18 protein-coding genes and 1 pseudogene are annotated in these 23,104 nt (G+C 73.6%); 11 read left to right on the top strand and 8 right to left on the bottom strand.

Annotated elements, in window-relative coordinates; genetic code table 11:
* Position 1: 1 nt before the first annotated feature.
* Positions 2–1,426: a Re/Si-specific NAD(P)(+) transhydrogenase subunit beta gene (gene pntB, locus IF83_RS0122735; RefSeq protein ID WP_030547043.1), complete on the top strand. Its 1,425-nt coding sequence runs from the start codon at positions 2–4 to the stop codon at positions 1,424–1,426.
* A gap of 251 nt (positions 1,427–1,677) precedes the next feature.
* Here the strand turns inward: pntB and IF83_RS0122730 are convergent, their stop codons facing one another.
* Positions 1,678–2,985 (bottom strand): cation:proton antiporter, encoded by a 1,308-nt coding sequence (locus IF83_RS0122730; RefSeq protein ID WP_030547041.1) that lies wholly within the window; start codon positions 2,983–2,985, stop codon positions 1,678–1,680.
* A 327-nt stretch (positions 2,986–3,312) separates the two neighbouring features.
* Between IF83_RS0122730 and IF83_RS0122725 the strand changes: the two genes are divergently transcribed.
* From IF83_RS0122725 to IF83_RS0122715, 3 genes are all read left to right on the top strand, one after another.
* Positions 3,313–4,236 (top strand): LysR family transcriptional regulator, encoded by a 924-nt coding sequence (locus IF83_RS0122725; RefSeq protein WP_030547039.1) that lies wholly within the window; start codon positions 3,313–3,315, stop codon positions 4,234–4,236.
* A gap of 198 nt (positions 4,237–4,434) precedes the next feature.
* Complete coding sequence (locus tag IF83_RS0122720) at positions 4,435–5,664, top strand: acetyl-CoA C-acetyltransferase (protein ID WP_030547038.1); 1,230 nt, start codon at positions 4,435–4,437, stop codon at positions 5,662–5,664.
* A 390-nt stretch (positions 5,665–6,054) separates the two neighbouring features.
* Positions 6,055–7,104, top strand: a complete 1,050-nt coding sequence (locus IF83_RS0122715) for a glycoside hydrolase family 5 protein (RefSeq protein WP_051723183.1) — start codon at positions 6,055–6,057, stop codon at positions 7,102–7,104.
* A 415-nt stretch (positions 7,105–7,519) separates the two neighbouring features.
* Here the strand turns inward: IF83_RS0122715 and IF83_RS0122710 are convergent, their stop codons facing one another.
* The 3 genes from IF83_RS0122710 to IF83_RS0122700 form a co-directional block, all read right to left on the bottom strand.
* Positions 7,520–7,942, bottom strand: a complete 423-nt coding sequence (locus IF83_RS0122710) for a DUF2267 domain-containing protein (RefSeq protein ID WP_030547034.1) — start codon at positions 7,940–7,942, stop codon at positions 7,520–7,522.
* 352 nt (positions 7,943–8,294) lie between these two features.
* Positions 8,295–9,038, bottom strand: coding sequence for an ABC transporter (locus tag IF83_RS0122705; RefSeq protein ID WP_030547032.1), 744 nt, complete (start codon positions 9,036–9,038; stop codon positions 8,295–8,297).
* Positions 9,039–9,040: 2 nt separating this feature from the next.
* Positions 9,041–9,982: an ABC transporter ATP-binding protein gene (locus IF83_RS0122700; protein WP_030547030.1), complete on the bottom strand. Its 942-nt coding sequence runs from the start codon at positions 9,980–9,982 to the stop codon at positions 9,041–9,043.
* Between the two features lie 107 nt (positions 9,983–10,089).
* On the opposite strand from IF83_RS0122700, the gene IF83_RS0122695 reads away from it, so the two are divergent.
* Positions 10,090–11,310: a sensor histidine kinase gene (locus IF83_RS0122695; protein ID WP_030547028.1), complete on the top strand. Its 1,221-nt coding sequence runs from the start codon at positions 10,090–10,092 to the stop codon at positions 11,308–11,310.
* Positions 11,311–11,391: 81 nt separating this feature from the next.
* On the opposite strand, the gene IF83_RS0122690 is transcribed toward IF83_RS0122695, so the two are convergent.
* Positions 11,392–12,036, bottom strand: coding sequence for a dihydrofolate reductase family protein (locus tag IF83_RS0122690; protein WP_030547026.1), 645 nt, complete (start codon positions 12,034–12,036; stop codon positions 11,392–11,394).
* Between the two features lie 365 nt (positions 12,037–12,401).
* On the opposite strand from IF83_RS0122690, the gene IF83_RS0122685 reads away from it, so the two are divergent.
* From IF83_RS0122685 to IF83_RS0122675, 3 genes are all read left to right on the top strand, one after another.
* Positions 12,402–13,064, top strand: a complete 663-nt coding sequence (locus tag IF83_RS0122685; RefSeq protein ID WP_030547024.1) for a response regulator — start codon at positions 12,402–12,404, stop codon at positions 13,062–13,064.
* 87 nt (positions 13,065–13,151) lie between these two features.
* On the top strand, positions 13,152–13,877 hold the full coding sequence (locus IF83_RS0122680) for a hypothetical protein (RefSeq protein ID WP_030547022.1): 726 nt from the start codon (positions 13,152–13,154) through the stop codon (positions 13,875–13,877).
* Between the two features lie 247 nt (positions 13,878–14,124).
* Positions 14,125–15,327: a lactonase family protein gene (locus IF83_RS0122675; RefSeq protein ID WP_030547019.1), complete on the top strand. Its 1,203-nt coding sequence runs from the start codon at positions 14,125–14,127 to the stop codon at positions 15,325–15,327.
* 134 nt (positions 15,328–15,461) lie between these two features.
* Here IF83_RS0122675 and IF83_RS0122670 read toward each other — a convergent pair.
* The 3 genes and pseudogenes from IF83_RS0122670 to IF83_RS0122660 all read right to left on the bottom strand — a co-directional run.
* Positions 15,462–16,079 (bottom strand): annotated as a pseudogene (locus tag IF83_RS0122670) (lytic polysaccharide monooxygenase auxiliary activity family 9 protein); the annotation flags it as partial.
* 412 nt (positions 16,080–16,491) lie between these two features.
* Positions 16,492–18,132: a GMC oxidoreductase gene (locus tag IF83_RS0122665; RefSeq protein WP_030547014.1), complete on the bottom strand. Its 1,641-nt coding sequence runs from the start codon at positions 18,130–18,132 to the stop codon at positions 16,492–16,494.
* A 381-nt stretch (positions 18,133–18,513) separates the two neighbouring features.
* Positions 18,514–18,942, bottom strand: coding sequence for a DnaJ family domain-containing protein (locus tag IF83_RS0122660; protein ID WP_030547012.1), 429 nt, complete (start codon positions 18,940–18,942; stop codon positions 18,514–18,516).
* Positions 18,943–19,485: 543 nt separating this feature from the next.
* Between IF83_RS0122660 and IF83_RS0122655 the strand changes: the two genes are divergently transcribed.
* From IF83_RS0122655 to IF83_RS0122645, 3 genes are all read left to right on the top strand, one after another.
* Positions 19,486–20,700: an MFS transporter gene (locus IF83_RS0122655; protein WP_244177176.1), complete on the top strand. Its 1,215-nt coding sequence runs from the start codon at positions 19,486–19,488 to the stop codon at positions 20,698–20,700.
* 211 nt (positions 20,701–20,911) lie between these two features.
* Positions 20,912–22,201 (top strand): DUF4032 domain-containing protein, encoded by a 1,290-nt coding sequence (locus IF83_RS0122650; protein ID WP_078843754.1) that lies wholly within the window; start codon positions 20,912–20,914, stop codon positions 22,199–22,201.
* A 120-nt stretch (positions 22,202–22,321) separates the two neighbouring features.
* Positions 22,322–22,987 (top strand): helix-turn-helix domain-containing protein, encoded by a 666-nt coding sequence (locus tag IF83_RS0122645; RefSeq protein WP_244177175.1) that lies wholly within the window; start codon positions 22,322–22,324, stop codon positions 22,985–22,987.
* The last annotated feature ends 117 nt before the right edge of the window (positions 22,988–23,104 follow it).

Raw genomic sequence — 23,104 nt, 5'->3', positions numbered from 1 at the left:
CATGACCGTCACCACGGCCGCGCAGGCCGCCTACATCGTCTCCGCCCTGCTGTTCATCCTCAGCCTGGCCGGACTCTCCAAGCACGAGACCGCCCGCTCGGGCGTCGTCATGGGTATCTCCGGGATGGCGGTGGCCCTGGCCGCCACCATCGCGCTCGCCTCGCAGAGCATCTCCGGCACCGGCGCCGCCCTGCTGGCCGCCGCCATGCTGATCGGCGCGCTGATCGGGCTGTGGCGGGCCCGGATCGTCGAGATGACCGCCATGCCGGAACTCATCGCCCTGCTGCACAGCTTCGTCGGTCTGGCCGCCGTGCTCGTCGGCTGGAACGGCTATCTCGAGGTCGCGGACCACTCCGGGGAGGACGGCGGGCTGACCGGCACGCTCCTCGGCATCCACCACGCCGAGGTGTTCATCGGCGTCTTCATCGGGGGCGTGACGTTCACCGGCTCCATCGTCGCCTTCCTGAAGCTGTCCGCGCGGATCAAGTCCAGCCCGCTGATGCTCCCCGGCCGGAACGCGCTCAACCTCGGCGCGCTGCTGGCCTTCGCCGTCCTGACCGTGGTCTTCGTCATGGAGCCGCACATCGGTCTGCTGGTCGCGGTCACGGCGCTCGCCCTGGCCCTCGGCTGGCACCTGGTGGCCTCCATCGGCGGCGGTGACATGCCGGTGGTGGTGTCCATGCTCAACAGCTACTCGGGCTGGGCCGCCGCCGCGTCGGGCTTCCTGCTCGACAACGACCTGCTCATCGTCACCGGTGCGCTGGTCGGGTCCTCCGGCGCCTACCTGTCGTACATCATGTGCCAGGCGATGAACCGCTCCTTCCTCTCGGTGATCGCCGGCGGCTTCGGCGTCGAGGCGCCGGCCGCGGCCTCGGACGCCGAGCAGGGCGAGCACCGCGAGGTCACCGCCGAGGAGACCGCCGAACTGCTGCGCGAGGCCTCGTCGGTGATCATCACTCCGGGGTACGGCATGGCCGTCGCGCAGGCGCAGCAGCGGGTGGCCGACCTGACCCGCGCTCTGCGCGAGCAGGGCGTGGACGTCCGGTTCGGGATCCACCCGGTCGCCGGGCGGCTGCCGGGCCACATGAACGTGCTGCTGGCCGAGGCGAACGTGCCGTACGACATCGTCCTGGAGATGGACGAGATCAACGACGACTTCGCCGCCACGTCGGTGGTGCTCGTCATCGGTGCCAACGACACGGTGAACCCGGCCGCCCTGGAGGACGCGAACAGCCCGATCGCGGGCATGCCCGTGCTGCGGGTGTGGGAGGCGGAGAACGTCATCGTCTTCAAGCGCTCCATGGCCACGGGGTACGCGGGTGTGCAGAACCCGCTGTTCTTCCGCGAGAACAGCCGGATGCTCTTCGGCGACGCCCGGGCGCGCGTGGACGACATCGTGAACGCGCTGTCCGCGGCCCGGGTGTAGGGCGGCGGGCGTACCCGCCGCGCCGTGTGCGCGGTGGGGCGGCGCGGGGCGGGACCGGCTCATCGGTCCCGCCCCGCGCGGCTGTGCACCGGCCGGCGGTGAGGGCTCCCCGCCTCGGCATCGTCTCCCGGCGACGGGCCCCGACCGCGGTACCATCCCCAGCCGGACACACTCCCGCCGCGGCGTCGTCTCCCAGCGGACGGACCCCCGCCGCGGCACCGTCTCCCCGCGGACACACCCCGACCGCGGCGTCATCCCCCCGCGGAGGGGCGCAACTTGCCCGTCGCGGAGCGCGCGCGGTGGCGCAGCAGGCGGTCGAAGCGGGTGATCAGCGGGGTGACCGCGATGCCGTGGAGGACGACGGAGGCCACGACCGTGAAGGTCACCACCGCCCACAGCTCTCCGGCCGCGACACCGGCGAACTCCCCCTCCCCCAGCGCGTAGGCGAGGTAGAACAGCGAGCCGATGCCGCGGATGCCGAAGAACGCCGTCAGGCCGCGTTCCCGGGCGCAGGCCCCGCCCCGCGCCTGGCCGAGCCAGCCGGCGGCCGGGCGGATCACCAGCAGCAGGAGCAGGCCGATGGCGGCGCCCTGCCAGGTGAGCGGGGCCAGGCCGCCGAGGGCGACGAAGCCGCCCAGCAGGAACAGCAGGATGACGGTGAAGAGCCGCTCGATCTGCTCGATGAAGTCGTGCAGGACGTTGTGGTAGCCGTGGGCCCGCTCGGCGGCGCGGATGGCGCCGGCGGTGACGAAGACGGCGAGGAAGCCGTAGCCGTGCAGGACTTCGGTGACCCCGTAGGACAGGAAGGTCGCGCCGAGGGCGACGAAGCCCTCCTTGTGCTCGGAGAGCCGGAGGGCCCGGGGGCCGGCGCGGAAGAACATCCACCCGAGCAGCCGCCCGGCGGCCAGGCCGCAGAGGACGCCGACGACGCACTTGTAGAGGACGTCGACGAGCGCCCAGTGGCCGATCCAGCCGGTGGACCAGCCGGTGCCCGCGGCGGCGGCCAGGGCGACGGCCGCGCCGACGAAGGGGAAGGCCAGTCCGTCGTTGAGCCCGGCCTCGCTGGTGAGCCCGAAGCGCACCTCGTCCTCGTCGTGCTCGGCGTCGGTGGGCTCGCCCACCCGCACCTCGGCGGCGAGCACGGGGTCGGTGGGCGCGAGGACGGCTCCGATCAGCAGGGCCACGGCCGGCGGCCAGCCGAGCAGCAGCCATCCGGCGAGGGCCACGGCCCCGATGGTGAGCGGCATGGTGATGCCGAGCAGGCGCCAGGTGGTGGCCCAGGTGCGGAGTCCGAAGGGCCGGTTGATCGCGAGCCCGGCGCCCATCAGCGAGATGATCACGCAGATCTCGGTGGCGTGCTCCACCCAGCCGCGGTGGGCGACCGGGTCGGGTGCGGGCAGGGACAGCGGCAGGACGTACGGGAGCAGGTAGAGCAGCAGCCCTCCGCCGAGGAACACCATGGGCATGGACAGCGGGAGACGGGCCACAGCGCGCGGGAGGACGGCGGCGAGCAGGGCCCCCAGCCCGAAAAGGGCGAAAATCCAGTCGATCAGGGTCACCGGGTGCTTGTGCCCCGTTCCGGGCCCCGGAAGACCACCGGGGCGGGGGTGACGTGCGGGGTTCGGCGGGTCCGGGGTCCGCGGGCGGAGGAGTTCCGGGCAGAGGTTTCCGTGCGGAGAGTTCCGTGCGGAGAGTTCCGTGCGGGGGGTCCGTGCGGGGGTCCGTGGCCGGCGCCTCACCGGGCCGGCATCCATTACGGATCCGGACCCAATTAGGCTCCCATGGAGACGTCCGGCCGAGAGGCGGCCGTCGGCCGCCCGGACCGGGCGGGCAGCGGAGGGCCGCGCACCCCCGTGCACGCGCCCCGGAGCGGAGCGGGGCGAACCGTGGAACTGCGCCATCTGGTCTCCTTCGTGGCCGTGGCCGAGGAGCTGCACTTCGGCCGTGCCGCCAAGCGGCTGCGGATGGCGCAGCCGCCGCTCAGCCAGCAGATCCGGCAACTGGAGCGGGAGCTGGGCGTGCGGCTCTTCGAACGCAGCACCCGCTCGGTGCGGCTCACCAGCGCCGGGGAGTCCTTCCTCAAGCCGGTGCGGACGGTCCTCGACGATCTCGACATCGCCGTGCGGGTCGCCAGGGCGGCCGGGGAGGGCGAGTACGGGCGGGTGACGGTCGGCTTCGCCGGCGCCTCGTCCCATGCCACGCTGCCGCTGCTGACCCGGGCGGTGCGGGCCGCGCACCCGGGCATCGAGCTCGTCATGAAGGGCCAGACCTACGCCAATGTGGCCCTCGACCGGGTCGCCGACGGCTCGCTGGACCTGGGCTTCGTCCGGCTGCCGGTGAACCGGCCAGGCATCGCCTCGCGCTTCATCGGCGAGGAGGAGCTGCTGTGCGCGCTCCCCTCGGACCATCCGCTGGCGGAGCGCGAGCGGATCGCGGTGGCCGATCTGGCCGCCGAGCCCTTCGTCAGCTTTCCGGCGAACGCCGGTTCCACGCTGCGGGACGCGACCGTGCAGGTCTGCGAGGAGGCCGGTTTCCGGCCCCGGATCGTGCAGGAGGCGCCGGATTCGTACACGATCCTGGCGCTGGTGGCGGCCGGGGTCGGGGTGACGCTCACGCTCTCGTCCTGCTTGCACATCCAGCAGACGGGCCTGGTGCACCGGCCGCTGGACGGGCCGCCGGTGCGGCTGCGGTCGGCGCTGGCCTGGCGTACGGACAACCCGTCGGCGGCGCTGCGCAGCGTGCTGGCGGTGGCGGAGGAGGCCCTGCCGACCCCGCCGGGCCCGGACGGCGACGCGGCCGCGCCCGGCTGAGAACAGGACCGCCGCTCGCCGGGCCCGGGCAGCGGCTCCTCCGGGGGGTGCTTGAGCGTTGCGGCTCGGCATCGCCCTCGTGAAAACAGATTGATACGGCCGGCGTCCTAATCTCTCCCGGATCGGATATTGGACCGGAACAGTCCGGAGTGGAAGGCTCGGGTCTACGTTTGCCCTCTCCCCGGAAAGGCCCCCGACATGCCCGGACAGTCCTCCGACGTCGTCATCTGCGAGCCCCTGCGCACTCCCATCGGGCGGTTCGGCGGCGGCCTGTCGGGGCTGCGCGCCGCCGGACTGGCCGCGCACGTCGTCGCCGAGGTGGTACGGCGGACCGGCGTCGACCCGGAGCGGGTCGACGAGGTGATCCTCGGGCATGCCTACCCGACCTCCGACGCCCCCGCGATCGGCCGGGTGGCCGCCCTCGACGCCGGGCTGCCCGTCTCGGTGACGGGCACACAGATCGACCGCCGCTGCGGCTCGGGCCTCCAGGCCGTCCTCGACGCGGCCATGCAGATCCGGGCCGGTTTCAGCGACGTCGTCATCGCCGGCGGCGTGGACGTGATGAGCGCCGCGCCCTTCTACACCCACGACGCCCGCTGGGGCATCAAGGGGCCGGGCCTGGAACTGCACGACTCCCTGGCGCGCGGCCGGGTCACCGCGGGTGGCGTCAACCACCCGGTGCCGGGCGGCATGATCGAGACGGCCGAGAACCTGCGCCGCGAGTACGCCATCAGCCGCGAGGACCAGGACGCCCTGGCCCTCCGCTCCCAGCGGCGGGCCACCCGGGCGATGGAGACGGGCCTGTTCAAGGACGAGATCGTGCCGGTGACGGTGAGGACCCGCAAGGGCGAGACGGTGATCTCCACCGACGAGCACCCGCGCCCCGACACCACCGCCGAGCAGCTCGCCAAGCTGAAGCCGATCATGCGCAAGGCGGACCCGGAGGCAACCGTCACGGCCGGCAACGCCAGCGGCCAGAACGACGCGGCGGCGGCCTGTCTCGTGACGAGCGCGGAGACGGCGGAACGGCTGGGCCTGGCCCCGGTGGTCCGGCTGGTCTCGTTCGCCCGGGCGGGCGTTCCGGCCGGGACGATGGGCATCGGGCCGGTCCCGGCGACACGGGCGGCGCTCGGCCGCGCGGGCCTGGACCTCCGGGACATGGATCTGATCGAGCTGAACGAGGCCTTCGCCGCCCAGGCGCTCGCCGTCACCCGTGAGATGGGCCTGACGGAGGCCGATCACGAGCAGCGCATCAACGTCAACGGCTCGGGCATCTCCCTCGGCCACCCGGTCGGCGCCACGGGCGCCCGCATCCTGGCCACCCTGGCCCACGAGATGCGCCGCCGCGAGGCCCGCTACGGCCTGGAGACGATGTGCATCGGCGGCGGCCAGGGCCTGGCGGCGGTCTTCGAGCGCGTGGCCGGCTGACCGCGCGGGACGGGCCCGGCAAGCGGGATGCGCGTCCGACGGGCGGCAGTTCAGCGGACGGCGGGAGGGGGAAGCGGGAGGCGGCGAAGCAGCGGGCGGCGCGATGGACTCGGCCCCACCGTCCCGGCCGCCGGGGCGGACCCGTACAGGGCTCGCGGGAGGAGGGTTTATGCAACCCGTGCGCCCCAACCGCAGTATTTCCCGGGCCTCTTGACACTGTCCCGGGCACCCCGTACACACTGTGCCACCCCCTCCCCGCCCCCGGGATCCCAGGGGCGACATCGTTGTCCCACTGGACGATGACAACGATGTCAAGACACCACCAGTAGAGCACGAGAGCACAGCGGCACCACGCCCTCCCGGGGGTCCCCCACGTCAAGGAGTCGCACCATGAGCATGCGGACAGCCGTCACCGCGGCAGCCGTACTGGGGCTGATGGCCCCCCTGGCCGCCACCGCCCAGACCGCCACCGCGGCGGACGCACCGGCGCGCGCCGCCGCCACCGGCATTCACGTCGGCGACGGCAGGATCCTGGAGCGGGACGGATCCGACTTCGTGATGCGCGGCGTCAACCACGCGCACACCTGGTACACCTCGCAGACCACCCAGTCGCTGGCCGACATCAAGTCGCTGGGCGCCAACACCGTCCGTGTGGTGCTCAGTTCGGGCGACCGGTGGACGAGGAACGACACGGCCGACGTCCAGAACGTCGTCGGCCAGTGCAAGCAGAACAAGCTCATCTGCGTCCTGGAAGTCCACGACACCACCGGCTACGGCGAGCAGAGCGGTGCCACCACCCTCAGCCGTGCCGCCGACTACTGGATCGGCGTCAAGAGCGCGCTGGACGGCCAGGAGGACTACGTCATCGTCAACATCGGCAACGAGCCGCACGGCAACAACGGCTATGCCCAGTGGACGAACGACACCAAGGGCGCCATCTCCAAGCTCCGCGACGCCGGCTTCGACCACGCGCTGATGGTGGACGCGCCGAACTGGGGCCAGGACTGGTCGGGCACCATGCGCGACAACGCCCAGTCGGTCTTCGACTCCGACCCGGACCGCAACACCATCTTCTCGATCCACATGTACGGGGTCTACGACACCGCCGCCGAGGTCCGGGACTACCTGAACGCCTTCACCTCCAAGCGACTGCCCATCATCGTCGGCGAGTTCGGGCACGACCACTCCGACGGCAACCCGGACGAGGACGCCATCCTCGCCGAGGCCCAGTCCAAGGGCCTCGGCTACCTCGGCTGGTCGTGGAGCGGCAACAGCAGCGACGTCGGCTACCTCGACATGGCCAACGGGTTCGACAAGAACTCGCTGAGCAGTTGGGGCGAGCGGATCTTCAACGGCACCAACGGCATCCGGCAGACCTCCCGGGAAGCCTCGGTGTACGGATCCCGTACACAGGACCCGTGCACTGACCACGTTCACTGACCACGCGCACTGGTCCCGCGGCCCTCCGCGGCCAGCACGGCACGCCCCGTGGCGCGGCTTCCTCCACCACCGCGCCGACAGACCGCGGCTCCGGCTCCGGCACGCCGCCGACACCATCGCCGAGACCGCGCCCGGCACCGGCCCCCCACCCGGCGCCGGGCGCACGGGCGTCCGGGGGGATCGCGGCGCGGCTGCCGCGGGCCCGCGCCGCCGAAGCCCTGCGGCCGGCGGAGTCGGGCGCGGTCGCCGGCAAGGCGCTGCTGACGCCGTGACAGGTGCGACACCGGGAGCCCGGTTCCCCGTGCCGCGTTCCGCCTCCCGCACGTTCAGCCTCCCGCAGGCCGCGTCCCCGCAGGCCCCCGGGCCGCGTTCCGCGGGCAGCGGGCAGCGGGCAGCGGGCCACCGGTCCCCGGTCTCAGCCTGCGTGGCGGGCCGTGCCCTGGCTGCCGGAGAACAGCACCTCGGCCAGTTCGGCGTCCAGCGACTGGCGCACCTTGTCGGTCAGGGCGCCGTCGGTCGCCTCGCGGACGACCTCCACCACGCACCGGGACTCGTGCACCGCCTTGGGGTAGCCGGTGCTCGCCCGCTGCGCGACCCGCTCGAAGAACTCCTGGCTGCTCATCCGGACCCCGGTCTCGGGCTCGTCCGCCGCGTTCGCCACCCGGCGCAGATGCTCGCCGATCTCCCGGGGCAGCTGGGCCGCCAGATGCTCCGCCAGCGTCGCCGGGACGCGCTCGGCGAGCGTTTCCAGACTGGCCCGGGTGGCCGTCTCGGCGGCCCCGCGGCTGCCGAGGTGAGCGCGGGCCTGAACCTGGCCGATAAACGTGTCGTGCTGCATGGGATGCTCCTCGTGCTCCTTCGCGGTGCCGCACAGCACGGGGTGCGCGGCGGTGTCCGCCCACCGCACGGCTGTGCCCGCCGGCCGCGCTTGTGCGGTGTGCGTGCGTGTCTGCGGTTGCAGCGTCCCCGGCCGGGTTTCCGTGCCCTTTCGGGCAAAACCTCCCCACCGCACCGGTTCCGGGCGTCGCCGTATGACGGGGGCACGACCGGCCTGCGTCGCCGACCGGCCGGTCCGCGCGCCGGGTGCCGGGCCGTGCGGGTCCCGGCCGGCACGGCCCCCGGGTACCAGCGCCGCCGACCCGGGCGAGAGCCGACACGGCCCCCGCGTCCGCCGGCCCGGGCCCCGACCGTCAGGCGTCGCGCCGGTGCACCGCTCGCAGGCCGGCCAGGAGTGCGGCGGCCGCCCACAACGCCGTCACCGCGAGACCCGCCCACGGGCCGAGGCCTCCCGGCGGATCCTGGTACAGGACTTGCTGTCCGGCGCGGTCCGGAAGCCAGGCGGCGGCGCCCTCGGCGATGTCCCCGACCACGAAGGAGACGATCAGGATGAACGGGATGAGCAGGCTCAGTACCGCGACGGCGCTGCGCAGCAGGAAGGTGAGCCCCGCGGCGAACAGCGTCATCAGGGTGAGGTAGATCCCCGCGCCGGCGCAGGCCCGCAGGGCTCCCGGCTCCCCGAGACCGATGGCCAGCTCCCCCAGGAACGCCTGGCCGGCGAAGAAGGTGGCGAACGCGGTGGCGAACCCCGTCACGAGGGCGGCGGCGGCCACGACCGCCGTCTTGGCCGCGTAGAAGAGGCCCCGCTGTGGCACGGCGGCCAGTGAGATCCGCAGGGCACCGCCCGTGTACTCGGACGACACGGCGGTGGCGCCGAAGGAAATGGCCGCGATCTGCGCGAAGTTGATCGCGTAAAAGGCTTCGAAGACGGGGTCCCCGCCGTTGTCCGCCTCGGCCCGGCCGACGGTGGCGTAGACGAGCACGGTGATGGCCAGCGAGGCGGCGAGGACCGCGATGAGCGACCCGAAGCTCGCCCGGACCGACCTGATCTTGATCCACTCGGAGTGGAGCACTGCTGTGATCGCTGTGACGGACATGGTCAGGCCTCCCGTACTGCGGTCGGGGACGGGGGAGCCGCGGCGGCGAATTCGGTCTCGTCCGCCGTGAGGGCGAGATAGGCCTGCTCCAGGGAGGCGCGTTCGTCGATGAGTTCGGACACGGGGATGCCCTCGCGGGCGGCGACGGCTCCGACCTCCTCGGCCGTGGCGCCCTCCACCACCCACCGGCCGTCGCCGTCTCCCGCGACCGTGTGCCCCCGGGCCAGCAGCGTGGCGCGCAGCCGGACGGGGTCGCCGGTGCGGACGCGGACGCGCGCGTTGCTGTGCCGGTCGATGAAGTCCCGCAGGGGGAGGTCGGCGAGGAGCCGGCCCCGCCCGAGGACGACGAGGTGGTCGGCGAAGGTCGCGGTCTCGTTCATCAGATGGCTGGAGACGAGGACCGTGCGGCCCTCGCGGGCGAGCCGGCGCAGCAACTCGCGGATCCAGACGATCCCTTCGGGGTCGAGGCCGTTGGCCGGCTCGTCCAGCAGGAGAACGGGCGGGTCCCCGAGAAGCGCGGCGGCGATGCCGAGGCGCTGGCGCATGCCGAGCGAGAAGGTCTTGATGCGGCGGCGTGCCGCCGTGGTGAGGCCCGTCTCCCGGAGGACCTCGTCGATGCGGCGGGCCGGAATGCGGTTGCCGGCGGCGAGAAAGCGCAGATGGTCACGGGCGGTGCGGGAACCGTGGGCGGCCTGGGCGTCCAGCAGGGCGCCGACCGTGCGCAGGGGCTCGTCGAAGGTCCGGTACGGGCGGCCGCCGACCGTGGCGGTGCCGGAGGTGGGGCGGTCGAGGCCCAGGACGAGGCGCATGGTGGTGGACTTGCCGGCCCCGTTGGGCCCGAGGAACCCGGTGACCCGGCCCGGTGCGATGCTGCACGTCAGGCGGTCGACGGCCCGGGTGCCGCCGTACTCCTTCGTCAGGTCGGTGAGGTCGATGCTGGTCATGGCTTCAGCGTGGCCGTACGGGCCGGGGCCGGGCATCCCCCGCCGGTGGAGCCGGTCTCCCCCATGCGGGGGAGCCGCCGTCCCGCCCGCTCTGGCACGATGACGGCGTGCCGGGCCTCCTGATGCCGCTGACCCGTGCGGTCACGTACACCCGCTGGCTTCATCTGCTGGTGGGGTCGATCCTGCCGTTCGTCTGCGCCATGGTCCATCCGGGGCTGGACAGTCCGTCGCCGGCCGACTGGGCGCTGATCGCGATCCTGCCCGTTCCGCTGGTTCTGGCCGCCGCCATGGTGCCCGGGGTGCGCCGGGCGGAGGGGCTGCAGGCCCAGATGATGCTGTTTCCCGGACCGCACGCGCGAGTGAGGGGTGACGGGGACGCGGGTGTCTCCACCGTTCCGTCCGCTTCGTGGAGCGACCGCGCCCGGACCGGCGCCTGGATGGTGCTGCGGCTGGAAGCCGGACTGGCCGTCGCGCTGGTGACGGGGCAGCTGATGGCGCTCTCGATGGAGCTCGCCGGGGCGGCCACCGGGAATCCGGGTGTCGCCGGCCCGCTGCTGCTGCCGGTCCCCGGCACCGGCTGGGAGTACGGTCTGCTGGTGCCGGTGCCCGTCCTGGTGCTGGTCGCGGTGGTCGCCGGAGCGGGGGCCCTCATGGCCGAGGCCGCCCGCCGGCTGCTCGGGCCGTCGGCAAAGGAGCGCCTGGCCGAGCTGGAGGAGCGCACCGAGCGGCTGCTGGAACGCAACCGCATCGCCCGGGAGCTGCACGATTCCATCGGCCACGCCCTGACGCTGGCCGTGGTCCAGGCGGGTGCCGCCCGGGCGGCGGCCGACCCGGATTTCACCGACCGGGCGCTGGAGACCATTGAGGAGACGGGACGGGCGGCGCTGGAGGATCTCGAACGGGTCCTGCTCGTGCTGCGCGAGACACGGCGGCCGGCCGCCGCCCGGCCGGCCCTCGGGGAGGCGGGCCAACTGCTGGACTCCGCACGGTCCTCGGGCTCGCGGGTCGACGCGGAGGTGACCGGGCCCCTGGAGGACGTGCCGGGCCCGGTGTCCCGCGAGGGCTACCGGATCCTCCAGGAGGCCCTCACCAATGTGCTGCGGCACGCGGGTCCCGTCCCGGTCCGGGTGCGCATCACCGTTGCGGAGGGACGGCTGCGGCTGGAGGTGCGCAATCCGCTGGGCGCGGCGCCGGCCCCGGTGGCGGGCACGGGCGGCGGCAGCGGGCTGCGCGGCATCCGCGAGCGTGCCGCGCTGCTCGGAGGCGAGGCCCGGGCTGCCCAGGACGGCGGCCTGTGGCTGCTGCGCGTCGACCTGCCGCTGCGGTGACGTGACCGACCGGCGGTGACATGACGGACCGCCGGCCCGGCTGCACCGCCGGCGACACGGACCCCCTGGCGCGGGGCGGATTCAGGTCTCGCGCCCGGCGCTGCGGTCGGGTGCGCTCATGTCCCCCGTCCCGGGCGTGCCCCCGGCGAGCCCGTAGCGCAGGTACACGGTGCCCTTCGGGCCGGCCGCGGGCGGTTCGAGGAGCGTGAGGTTCGTGGGCACCTCGCCGCCGTCGAACACCTTCTTCCCGACGCCGAGCACGATCGGGTGCACCCAGAGGTCGAGACGGTCGAACAGCTTCTCCCGCAGCAGGGTCTGCACCAGGTTGAGGCTGCCGACGACCTTCACGTGCTCGTGCCGGTCGCGGATCCCGCGCACCGCGCCGGCCAGGTCCGGGCCGAGCAGCGTGGACCCGGCCCACGGGAGATCGGGCCTGCCGCGGGAGGCCACGTACTTCGGGACGCGGTTGAAGAGCGTGGCGATCTCGCCGTCCTCGCCGCCCTCCTGGTGCGGCCAGTAGGCGGCGAAGATGTCGTACGTCCGCCGGCCGAGCAGGAGGGCGTCCGTGCCCTCGTACGCGGCGCCGACCTGCGCCCCGGCCACCTCGTCCATCAGGGGCGCCTGCCAGCCGCCGAAGGGGAACCCGGCCGGGTCCTCGTCGGGGCCGCCGGGCGCCTGCCCCACGAGGTCGAGGGTGGCGAACAGTTCGATGTGGATGAGGCCCATGTCCCGCTCCCGATGGGTCGGTTGTTCCGGTCGGTGGGCGGACTCGCGGGCGCCGGCGGACTCATCGCCACGGCGGCCCCGTGCTGCGTGTTCGCCCTGCGGCAGGGTCCTGCCGCCGGCCCCGGCAGGTGTGCCGAATGCCTCGGTCCCGGCCCGCGCGTCCGGTGTCCCGGACTTCTCATGCCGGCCGGTGGTGAAGCGCGCGGCGCGGTACCCGGCTCATCGCACCGGGCCGGGGCGCCGCACCGGCACTCCCGCTCACGGTAGGGCACGAGCCGCGTCCGCACCGGCCGGCCGGTCTGCGCGGACGGGCGTCATCGCAGGTCACCGGCGGAAAGCCACGGTTGTGGCACTAGGCTGACCGGATGCCGCTCACCGTTCTCCTGGTCGACGACGAACCACTCGTACGGGCGGGCCTGCGCGCCGTACTGGAGGCCCAGCCGGACATCGAGGTGGTGGGCGAGGCGGGTGACGGGGCGGCCGTGATCCCGCTGATCCGGCGGCTGCGCCCCGACGTGGTGGCCATGGACGTACGCATGCCCCTCATGGACGGCATCGAGGCCACGCGGGCGGTCCTGCGCACGGTGCCGGACCCGCCCAAGATCGTGGTGGTGACGACCTTCGAGAACGACGAGTACGTGTACGGGGCGCTCCGTGCCGGCGCTGACGGGTTCCTGCTCAAGCGGGCGCGGCCGGCGGAGATCGTGCAGGCCATGCGGCTGGTGGTGGAAGGCGATTCCCTGCTGTTCCCGGCGGCGGTGCGGCAGTTGGCCGCCGCGCACGGCGAAGAGCACGGCAACGCCGGGGCCCGGGCGGCCATGGAGCGCGCCGCGCTGACCGGGCGGGAGGGGGAGGTGCTGCGTCTCATGGCGCGTGGGCTGTCCAACGCGGAGATCGCCGCACGCCTGGTCGTGGGCGGCGAGACCGTCAAATCCCATGTGAGTTCGATCCTGGCGAAACTCGGGGTGCGGGACCGCACGCAGGCGGTCATCGCGGCGTACGAGTCCGGCTTCGTGGCCCCGGGCTGATCACCGGGCGGGGGACGGCCGGGCCGGCGGGGGCAGCGGGAGGACAACTGGGGTGCGGCCGGGCCGGAGTGGTGCCAACCTGTGCCGGTGACCTCCACCGAGACGACGACCTCCCTCCGTGCCGCCGCGGCGCGCAACAACGCCGACTGGTGCGCCGCGGTCTGCCGGTCCCACGGCGTTCCGGGCACCTTGGACGAGACGGCCTGGTACAGCTCCCGCCGCACCCCGCCGTACTACCCCGACGCCGTCACCCTGCACCCCGCCGCGGCGCCGGACGGCTTTCTCCCCGGAATCGACACGACGTCACCCGGGTGCTCCGTCAAGGACAGTTTTGCCACGCTCGACCTCGCCCCGGGCGGCTTCACCGAACTGTTCACCGCCCACTGGATCCACCGCCCCGCCGGCCTTCCCGCACCGCGAACGCCTGCCCTGCGCGCCGAACCGGTGACCGCGGCCGCCCGGCTCCGCGACTGGCAGACCGCCTGGCACGGCGGCGGTGACGGGGCCCCGGACATCTTCCGGCCCGCGCTGCTGGACGACCCGTCCGTGCTGGTGCTGGCCTTTCACGACGGCAGGGAACTCGCCGGCGGCGCCGTCCTCAACCGCAGCGCGGGGCTGGTCGGCCTCTCCAACCTTTTCGCCGTCAACGACGGCGACATCGCCGCCGTGTGGTCATCCGCTCTCACCGCGGCCGCCGGCCACTTCCCCGGCCTCCCCGTCGTCGGCTACGAGCAGGGGGACGATCTCGGGCCCGCGCTCGCCTGCGGCTTCACCGTGCTCGGCCCGCTCCGCGTCTGGCTGCACCACTCCTGACCCGGTGCCGTGTCTCCCCCGGCCCGGGGACGGCGCGGGCGGTGGCGGCCGTCCGACCGTTCGTGAAGGGCACCGGCCGCCGGTCGGCAGAGCCTGTTCCACTCAACTCCCCCATTCGCCGGGCCTCTTCGGGTCACCGGGCGTCTTGTGGCCGCCCTGGGGGATGAGCCAGGCTGTCCGGCGCCCGGCCAACCTCCTGCGCCCCGCCCCGCACCCCCACCCCCCACCGATATGAGGTGCACGCGATATGAGCAGCAACAAACCGTTACCGGCCCGCCGCGGTCTGCTGGCCGCCGCCGCGGCTCTCGCCGCGGGCGCCGCCGTGAGCGGGCCGGCCGCCGCCCGCGCCCTGGCCGTTCCGCCGTCCGGCGCGCCGGCCCCCGCTGCCGGTGGCGGTGGCGGGCCGCGCCCGGCCGCCGCCCGTCCGCTGTTCCTGGGGACGTACACCTCGCAGCCCGGCGGCGGCACGGGCATCGGCCTCGCCTCGTACGACCCGGTGAGCGGGGAGGTCTTCCCGGGCGGGACCCTTGCCGGCGTCGCCGATCCCTCGTTCCTCGCCCTCGCCCCCTGCGGGCGCACCCTCTACGCCGTCAACGAGCGCCGGCCCGGCGGCGTCACCGCGATCGCCCTCGGTGAGGACGGCCGGCACCGGGTGCTGAACAGCCGCGACACGGGCGGCGACGCGCCCTGCCACCTCTCCGTCCATCCCGGGGGCCGGTTCCTGCTGAGCGCCAACTACACCTCGGGCTCCGTCGCGGTGCACCCCGTCGAGGAGGACGGCTCGCTCGGCGAGCGCACCGACCTGGTGGAGCACACCAGTCCCCCGCCCGGCCCCGGCCAGGACGGCCCGCACGCGCACCAGATCCTGACCACCCCCGACGGCGGCCATGTCCTCGCCGTCGACCTCGGCAACGACAGCGTCCACACCTACCGCCTCGACCCGTCCGCCGGGACGCTCGACCGGGTCTCCGTGGCCGTCCTGCCGCCCGGCGCGGGCCCGCGGGCGCTGGCCTTCCACCCCTCGGGCCGGTACGCGTATCTCGCCAACGAGCTGAGCGACACGATCGCGGTCTGCGCCTACGACCCGGACACCGGCCGTCTCACCCCCGGGACCCCGCAGCCGACCGGCACCGGCGGTGTCACCAGCTACCCCGCGCAGCCGCTGGTGTCCCGCGACGGCGCCCATGCCTATCTCAGCAACCGCGGGCACAACAGCGTCAGCCACTACGCCGTCGAGGACGGGGGCGCCTCGCTGCGGCTGCTCGGCACGGTCCCGGTCGGCGGTGACTGGCCCCGGCACCTGGCTCTCTCCCCCGACGGTGCGCTGATGTTCGCCTGCAACCAGCGCTCCGGCTCGGTGACGGTCTTCCGGGTCGCCCCGGGCACGGGCACCCTCTCCCCAGCGGCCACGCATACGGCCCCGGTTCCGGTCTTCGCCCTGCCGCTCTGACGGCCCGGGCGTGGACGCGCCGTTCGGCTGACCGTCAACGCACGGGACCCGCCGGGCCGTTGAGCCCGGCGGGTCCCTGAGCGTCACGCGTCACGGTCCGGCGGTTCACCAGACCGTGACGTCACCGATCAGTACGTGACCTGGCCGTTGCCGCCGTCGAAGACGACGTCGGAGCAGGAGTAGAAGTTCTCCTGGCTGTCCGAACGGGTCCAGTGGATGTAGATGATGTGCTGGCCGGACCGCTGCGGCAGGTTGAGGTCCCAGTAGTAGTGGCCGCCGTTGGAGCCCGCGCCGCCGGACTGCGGCGGGTTGGTCACGGTCTGCAGGAGCTCCAGGTCGCTCCAGGCCAGGCTCTTCGTCGGGCTGAAGCCGTTCTTGGTGATGTAGACGTCGAACTTGCCCGGGTGGTGCGCCCAGTTGCTGTGCTTGACCTGGATGCTGGCGCCGGAGGTGAGGTGGGTCTTCGGCCAGTCGGCGCGCGCGGCGTTGTACGAGGAGAAGTTGTACGGGCCGCGGTCGCCGCCACTGCACAGCTTGCCGTCCGGGATGTAACCGGTCGTCTTGCCGCCGCCGTTGGAGTCCAGCACGGCGAACCAGTTGTAAAGCGGGGTGGTGCTGGACTGCTGGACCGCCGCGGCGCAGGCCGGGTTGGCCGGCATCTGGTGGTTGTTCTTGATCAGGTCCTCGTAGCAGAGGTACGTGCGCGAACCCGGCATCATGGTCGCGCCGTGGGCGGCCGCGGGCGAGGGCATGGACGCCGCGACGAGAGCGAACAGGCCCGCTCCGAGGAGGCTCAGCGAACGGGGGGTGCGGACCGGGGACTTCTTCCGGTCCGGGTGCCGAATGGCCATGTGGGGGTCTCCTAGGGGGTCACCCGGCGGGCCGGGCGCCGTACGGACCCCGGCCGCTGGCGTGCGGCCGGGCCGGCGGGCGGCCCGTCGCCGGATCGAGTCCGACTGATGTGCAGCCACTCCCCGTCCCGCTGTGCGGCCGGGGTGGAGGGACGGCCGCCGACGGGAATGGGAGCGCTCCCACACAGATAGCACCCCGGGGATCATTCGTAAACCGTTCACACACAATTGTCGTGCCCACACCGGGATTTGACGGAGGAACCGGCCCCAGGGGGCCGGTTCCCGCCGGTACCGTACGGCGGCCGGGGCCGGCTCAGGCGCCCCGCGTCCCCCGGAGCACGTCCTCGGCCAGCACCCGGGCGACATTGCGCTCGGCGAGGGCGGTGATGGTGACGAAGGGGTTCACCCCGATGGACCCCGGGATCAGCGAGCTGTCGACCGCGTACAGATTGCGGTGTCCGCGCAGCCGCCCGTACCCGTCCGTGGCCGCGCCCAGCGGGCAGCCGCCCAGCGGGTGGTAGCAGAAGTCGTCGGCGAACGCGCGGTCGTCGCCGAAGAGGTCGTATCGGTACTCCGTGCGGTTGGCGCGGTTGACGCGGTCGAGGAGGGACTTGGCGGCGGTGACCGCCGGCGCGTTCTGCTCCCGCCGCCAGTCCAGCCGGAGCTTCCCCGTAGCGGGGTCGAGGGAGAACGTGCCGCGTTCCGGGTTGTCGGTGATCGCCAGATAGAGGCTGATCCCGGTCTCGATCCCGGCCGGGAGGGGGGCGATCTCGGCGAAGACGGGGTGGGTGGGGTGGTTCCAGTCGTCGATGGCGAGGACGGGGATGGCGGACTGCTGGCTGCCGGTCGGATTCCAGGGGTGGTTGGCGCGGCCGGCCATGATGTTGCCGTTGGGGCCCCACCCGGTGCCGAGTTCGGGGCTGAGGTCGGGCAGCGCGCCGGAGTCGCGGGCACGGAGCAGGAGTTCGGTGGTGCCGAGGCTGCCCGCGCCGAGGAAGAGGTGGGTGCAGGAGACCTCGGTGCGGGCCACCACGGAGCCGTTCTCGTCGATCTCCTTGACCGTCAGCGTGTAGCCGCCGTCCGGGCCCCGCTCGATCCGCTCGACCTGCCGCATCGTGCGGAGGGTGACCTTGCCGGTGCCGAGGGCGGCGGCGAGATAGGACTTGTCCAGGCTGCGCTTGCCGTGGTTGTTGCCGTAGATGACCTCGCCCGCGAGGGCGGACTTTGCGGCCTCGCCGCGCTCCTCCCGCTCCATGTACCCGAAGTCGTAGACGTTCGGCACGTAGGTGGTGGAGAGCCCGGCGTTGTGCGCCTGGTCGCGGGCCAGCCGGGCGAAGCGGTAGTAGTCGCTGTCGCCGAAGTAGTCGGTGCCGATGCTGTTGACGCCGAGCATGGCGCGGGCCCGGGGGAAGTACGTGCCGTACATCTCGGCGGCGTCGACGCCGGGGAGCACCTTCTCGAAGTGGCCGCGGGCCGGGGTGACGGCCATGCCGCCGTTGACGAGGGAGCCGCCGCCGACGCCGCGGCCGACGTAGACGGACATCTCGCCGAAGTTGACGCGGTCCAGGACGCCCGGGTAGCGCTCGATGTTCCGGTTGACCAGATCGAGCCAGAGCAGGGTGTCGAGCGGTGCCTCGGTGCGGTCCTTGAACCACATGGAGCGGCGGTCCGGGTTGAGCATGTCGCAGAAGATCCTGCCGTCCGCGGCGGCCTCGTCCCAGAGCCGGCCCATCTCCAGGACGAGGGTGTTCACGCCCGCCTCGCCGAGCCGGAGGGCCGCGACGGAGGCCCCGTAGCCGGAGCCGACGACGACGGCGGGGAAGGAGTCGCCGGAGGCCGCCGACCGGTCGGCGGCGGACGCGGGGGCGGAGACGCTGGTGAGTCCGGCCGCGGCGGCGGCCTGGAGCGCGGTGGCACCGATGAAGTGGCGGCGGCTCCTGCCTGCGAGAACCATCAGAACCGGGGGCACCGGCGAGGCGTCGGCGGGTGGCGGGACGGCCTGCCGGTGGTGGGCTGCCGATCATGCTGACACGTGCTGTTACCCCGGGTACCCCCGGGCACGGAAGCAACACCGGTCCCCCGGGAAATCGCCGCACACGGGCGGGTGTTGGGCCCGGCCGGCATGGGCCCGGCCGGCGTTGGGCCCCGCGGGCCGGGTGCCGACCGGGCCGGGTGCCGGCCGCGCCGAGTGCCGACCGGGCCGGGTGCCGGCCGGGGTGTTCGGCCTGGTACCGGGACGCGGCGCGGGCGCAGCCGGGACACGGGCGCGGCGAAGGTGCGGGCGCGGCCGAAGTGCGGGCGCAGCCCGGAGCGCGGGCTCAGCCGGGGTGCGGGCTCAGCCGGGATGCCGCTCGCCGCGGTCGCGGCGGGCGCGGCGCTCGCGCCGGTCGCGGAGCACGGCCTCCGGGTCGTAGGGCCTGACATTGAGGGGCGGGCCCACCGGCGGCCTGCGGATCGCCTCGCCGATCTTCTCGTTGATCTCCGCCAGGATGCGCCGGGCCTCGCGCTCGGAGCGGGCGCCGAGCGCGGCCTCGTAGGCGTCCTCCGCCTCCTTGCGCAGGGCGAGCGCCGGGGGCAGGGCGGAGGCGCCCTCGCGGTGCATCTTCTTCTTGATCCACCAGTTCTCGTCGTACGGGGCGTCCAGGCCGGTCAGCGGCTGGCCCGCGCCCGGCAGATTCTCGAAAGCGCCCCGCTCGGCGGCTTCCCGGATCTGCCGGTCGACCCAGGACTCGAAGTCGACGCCGGGCGGTTTGCGTTCCGTCATGGCAGGGCCTCCCCTGGGCTCCGGCCGGCCGGCCGGCCGGTCGGTCCGGTGCGGGCAGTGCCGGTCCCTCGTGACGGACCGGGCCTCCACGGTACAAGAATCCGCTCCCTCCCGGCCCTCTGTACCGGCGCGCCCGGTCAGGTGCCGAGGGCGGGGCGACGAAGGCCCGGGGGAACCCCTGCCGCCCGGTCCTCGACGAGCTCGGGTGGTCGCGGCGAGCCGGACTGGTCGCGACGCGTGATCGACTCGGTGAACATGCGGCCGCTGAAAGGGGGAGCCGACGGATCCGCCTGTTGGTCGAGGGAAGTACGGCTCGAAGATCCATCCGCTCACCGGCGCGTCCGACCCTGTCCATGGGCATCCTCGGGGCCAACGCCCAGTCTGCTACCGCAGACTCGCCGAATGAGATTGCAGGACAAGGGACTTGCACGGTTCGTGGCTTGTCCCACGGGTCACCGGTAACAGTTCCCTGGGACGAACTCCCGCCGAACAGGAAGGGAAATCCCGAGCTTTCCGGCAGCTCCGTTCCCTAGGTTTCACCCCATGGCCTCATCCATGGGTCCTGATGACCGAGTTGACGAGGCGCGGCCACGTCTGATGACCCGCCCGCTGCTGTTGCGCTTCGTGACGGTTGTCGGCTCTTCGGCGAGCTTCCATCTGCTGCTGCCCGTCGTCCCGGCCTACGCACAGAGCGCGCCGGGCGGGGGCAGCGACAAGGCGGGCCTGGTCACCGGTGCGCTGATGCTGGCCACGGTGGCCGGCGAGCTGACTGCCCCGTGGTTGGCCGCACGCTGTGGCTATCGCGTGATGCTGGGGGCGGGGTTGTTCCTCCTGGGCGCTCCGGCCCTGGCCCTGACCGTGTCGCAGAGTATGGCGTGGATCGTGGTGGTGTGCCTTGTCCGGGGGTTCGGCTTCGCGTTCACCCTGGTGGCGGGTGGGGCGCTGACGGCGTCGCTGATCCCGCCCGAACGCCGCGGGGAGGGGCTGGCCCTGATCGGCGTCGTGGCCGGTGTGCCCTTGCTGGTGGGCCTGCCGCTCGGGGCCTGGCTGGCCTTGCACACGGGGTACGGACCCGTCTGCTCAGTGGCGGCACTCATCGCTTTGGTCTCCATCGCCGCTGTCCCGGGTCTGCCCGGCCGGAAAGCAGCGTCGGGGCCGCCCCTGGGGGTCTTCGCCGGCGCCTGTTCCGGCGCGCTCGGCCGGCCCACGGCCGTGTTCGCGGTGACGGCGGTGGGCGCGGGGTTCGTCGTCACCTTTCTGCCACTGGCCGTGGCACCGGGCCATTCCGGCGTGGTTGCCGCGGCTCTCTTCGTGCAACCGGCCGCCGCGACCGCATCCCGTTGGTTCGCCGGCCGGCGCGCCGACCGGCGCGGAGCCGCCGGGCTGCTCGTGCCGGGGCTGGCCGTGTCAGCCGCCGGCATCTTCGTCATCGCCCTCACGGGCGTCCCCGCCGCGGTCGTCGTGGGTGCGGCCGTGTTCGGGATCGGCTTCGGCGTCATCCAGAGCGCCACCCTCACGCTGATGTACACCCGGGTCCCGTCCTCCGGGTACGGGACGGTGAGCGCCCTGTGGAATCTTGCCTACGACGCGGGGATGGGTATCGGCGCGGTCGGCTTCGGCATGGTGGCCGGTGTGACCGGCTACCCCTGGGCCATCGTCCTGACCGCGTTCCTGATGCTGACAGCCCTCGTCCCGGCCTGGTGCGACCGAACGGCAGCGCGCACACGACGCGCGAGGACGAGGGGGATCGGACGGTGACGGCAGAGGGGCCACGGTGAGCGGTCGCCTGCGTCCCTCATCCGCTTCCGCGGTCTCGCCGCATGCTCTCGACTCCCCCCTACGGCAGCGGCCATGCGTCACGTCCGCCGGGCCCGGCCGGTGAGGTGACCGGGGCGGGCATGTCGACGCATACCCGCGCCGTGGCCCCTCGCCCTCCCGGTGCGCCGTCGGCCTGCCGCAGACTGGCCCCATGGAACTCCAGATCACCGCGACCTCCCCCGAGCATCCCGCCGACCTCCTCGATCTGCCGTGGAGCGTGCCGCTGGAGGAGTGGCCGGACAAGCACCTGGTCGCGCTGCCGCGCGGCATCTCCCGCCATGTGGTGCGGTTCGCCCGCGCGGGCGACGAGGTGGTCGCCGTCAAGGAGGTCGGCGAGTGGGCGGCCGTACGGGAGTACGAGTTGCTGCGGGACCTGGACCGGCTCGCCGTACCGGCCGTGGACGCGCTCGCGGTGGTCACCGGGCGGAGAGACGCGAGCGGCGAGCCGCTGGAGCCGGTGCTCATCACCCGGCATCTGGACGGCTCGCTGCCGTACCGCTCGATGTTCGAGACGACGATGCGGCCCGGCACCATCAACCGGCTGCTGGACGCGCTCGCCGTCCTCCTCGTCCGTCTCCACCTGAGCGGCTTCGCGTGGGGCGACTGTTCGCTCTCCAACACCCTCTTCCGGCGCGACGCGGGCGAGTACGCCGCCTACCTCGTCGATGCCGAGACGGGGCAGCTCCAGCCCCAGCTGAGCCGCGGGCAGCGGGAGTACGACCTGGAGATCGCCCGGGTGAACATATCCGGCGAGCTGATGGACCTGGAGGCGGGCGGCTCCCTGCACCCCTCGGTGGACCCGGTCGAGTTCGGCACGGCCATCGCCGAGCGGTACGGGGAGCTGTGGCACGAGCTGACCCGCCAGTCGGTGTACCCGCTCGCCAAGCGGCACTACATCGACCGCCGCATCCGCCGCCTCAACGACCTCGGCTTCGACGTGGCGGAGATGCAGATCCAGGCGACCCCCGACGGCGACGCGGTGACGTTCCTCCCGAAGGTCGTCGACGCCGGACACCACCAGCGGCAGCTGCTCCGGCTGACGGGTATGGACGCCGAGGAGAACCAGGCGCGCAGCCTGCTCCGCGACCTGGAGACCTGGATGGTCTCGCAGGACGACTACGCGCCGGGCGACCCGCTCGGCGCACGCCCCGAGGTGCTGGCCCACCGCTGGGTGCGGGACGTGTTCCGGCCCGCCGTCCGCCTGGTCCCACGCGAGCTGCGCGGCTCGGCCGACATCGCGCAGATCTACCACGAGCTGCTGGAACACCGCTGGCTGCTGTCGGAGCGGGCCCGTCACGACGTGGGCCTGGAGGCCACCGTGGAGGACTACATCCGCACGGTGCTCCGGCCCGGCGGGGGGAGCGGCGAGGGGGCCGGGGCGGCGGGGACGGCGACGGAGGCGGAGGCCGGAGACGGCCCGGAGGGGGAAGAGGAGGGCTGAGGCGGCGGGCACGGTCCCGTCGGGAGGCGGCCGGGCATCGGGGCCGCCCGGGGGGTGATAGTCCTCCGCTCCGGTGGGTACCCGGGCCGGGCCCCGAACCGGCGAGAGGATGCGATCGCTGTGTCCCACAAGGCAGCCCACCGAGCGGCACACGACGGCGGCGACATCGGACGGCGCGTCGCCCGCCAGCGCGAACGCCTCGGTCTCAGCCGCGAGCAGCTGGCGACCCGGGCCGGGATGGCCCCCGGCTACCTGGAGTATCTGGAGGAGCACCCCGCCGACCCCAGCGGCCCGGGCCTGCTCAAGCTGGCCGGGGCGCTGGAGACGACGGTCGCGGCGCTGCGCGGCGGCTTGCCCTGCCCCCCGCCGGAGCGGGGCCGGCCCGGTGACTATCCGCAGCTGCGCGACCTCGGCCCCGAGGAGTGCCGGGACCGGCTCGCCTCGCACGGGGTGGGCCGGGTCGCCGTCTCCGGCGCGGAGGGCCCGGTGATCATCCCGGTGAACTACCTGGTCCTGGACGACACGATCGCCTTCCGGGCCCGGCCCGGCACCCCGGCCGCGACCGCACCGGAGCAGGAGGTCGCCTTCGAGGTCGACGACGTGGACGAGATGCTGAGCCAGGGCTGGAGCGTCCTGGTCACGGGCCGCGCCCGGGCCGCCACCGGCCACGAGGCCGCCCTGCTGGACGAGCGGGCGCCCCGCGAGCCATGGGCGGGCGACGGGCGCGACCGCTGGGTGCTCATCACCCCGGAGCACGTCTCGGGACGCCGCATGCACCTGGGCTGAGCGGGGGGCGGGGCGCCTTCGGGCACCGCCTGCCGGCGAGTGGGCCGGCAGTCCCCGGAGGCGGCCCGGCTCCGCGGAGCGGGGGTTCACCCTGCATGCCCGGTGGCCGTGCCACCG

Source organism: Streptomyces albus subsp. albus, from assembly GCF_000719865.1.
Classification (GTDB): Bacteria; Actinomycetota; Actinomycetes; order Streptomycetales; family Streptomycetaceae; genus Streptomyces; species Streptomyces albus_E.
This window is presented reverse-complemented; position numbering and strand designations above follow the sequence as displayed.

Bases quoted from the DNA above. Each gene is read 5' to 3' on its own strand.
- pntB (WP_030547043.1), top strand. From the start codon at position 2: ATGACCGTCACCACGGCCGCGCAGGCCGCCTACATCGTCTCCGCCCTG.
- IF83_RS0122720 (WP_030547038.1), top strand. From the start codon at position 4,435: ATGCCCGGACAGTCCTCCGACGTCGTCATCTGCGAGCCCCTGCGCACT.
- IF83_RS0122715 (WP_051723183.1), top strand. From the start codon at position 6,055: ATGAGCATGCGGACAGCCGTCACCGCGGCAGCCGTACTGGGGCTGATG.
- IF83_RS0122710 (WP_030547034.1), bottom strand. From the start codon at position 7,942: ATGCAGCACGACACGTTTATCGGCCAGGTTCAGGCCCGCGCTCACCTC.
- IF83_RS0122705 (WP_030547032.1), bottom strand. From the start codon at position 9,038: ATGTCCGTCACAGCGATCACAGCAGTGCTCCACTCCGAGTGGATCAAG.
- IF83_RS0122700 (WP_030547030.1), bottom strand. From the start codon at position 9,982: ATGACCAGCATCGACCTCACCGACCTGACGAAGGAGTACGGCGGCACC.
- IF83_RS0122690 (WP_030547026.1), bottom strand. From the start codon at position 12,036: ATGGGCCTCATCCACATCGAACTGTTCGCCACCCTCGACCTCGTGGGG.
- IF83_RS0122685 (WP_030547024.1), top strand. From the start codon at position 12,402: ATGCCGCTCACCGTTCTCCTGGTCGACGACGAACCACTCGTACGGGCG.
- IF83_RS0122675 (WP_030547019.1), top strand. From the start codon at position 14,125: ATGAGCAGCAACAAACCGTTACCGGCCCGCCGCGGTCTGCTGGCCGCC.
- IF83_RS0122665 (WP_030547014.1), bottom strand. From the start codon at position 18,132: ATGGTTCTCGCAGGCAGGAGCCGCCGCCACTTCATCGGTGCCACCGCG.
- IF83_RS0122660 (WP_030547012.1), bottom strand. From the start codon at position 18,942: ATGACGGAACGCAAACCGCCCGGCGTCGACTTCGAGTCCTGGGTCGAC.
- IF83_RS0122655 (WP_244177176.1), top strand. From the start codon at position 19,486: ATGGCCTCATCCATGGGTCCTGATGACCGAGTTGACGAGGCGCGGCCA.
- IF83_RS0122650 (WP_078843754.1), top strand. From the start codon at position 20,912: ATGGAACTCCAGATCACCGCGACCTCCCCCGAGCATCCCGCCGACCTC.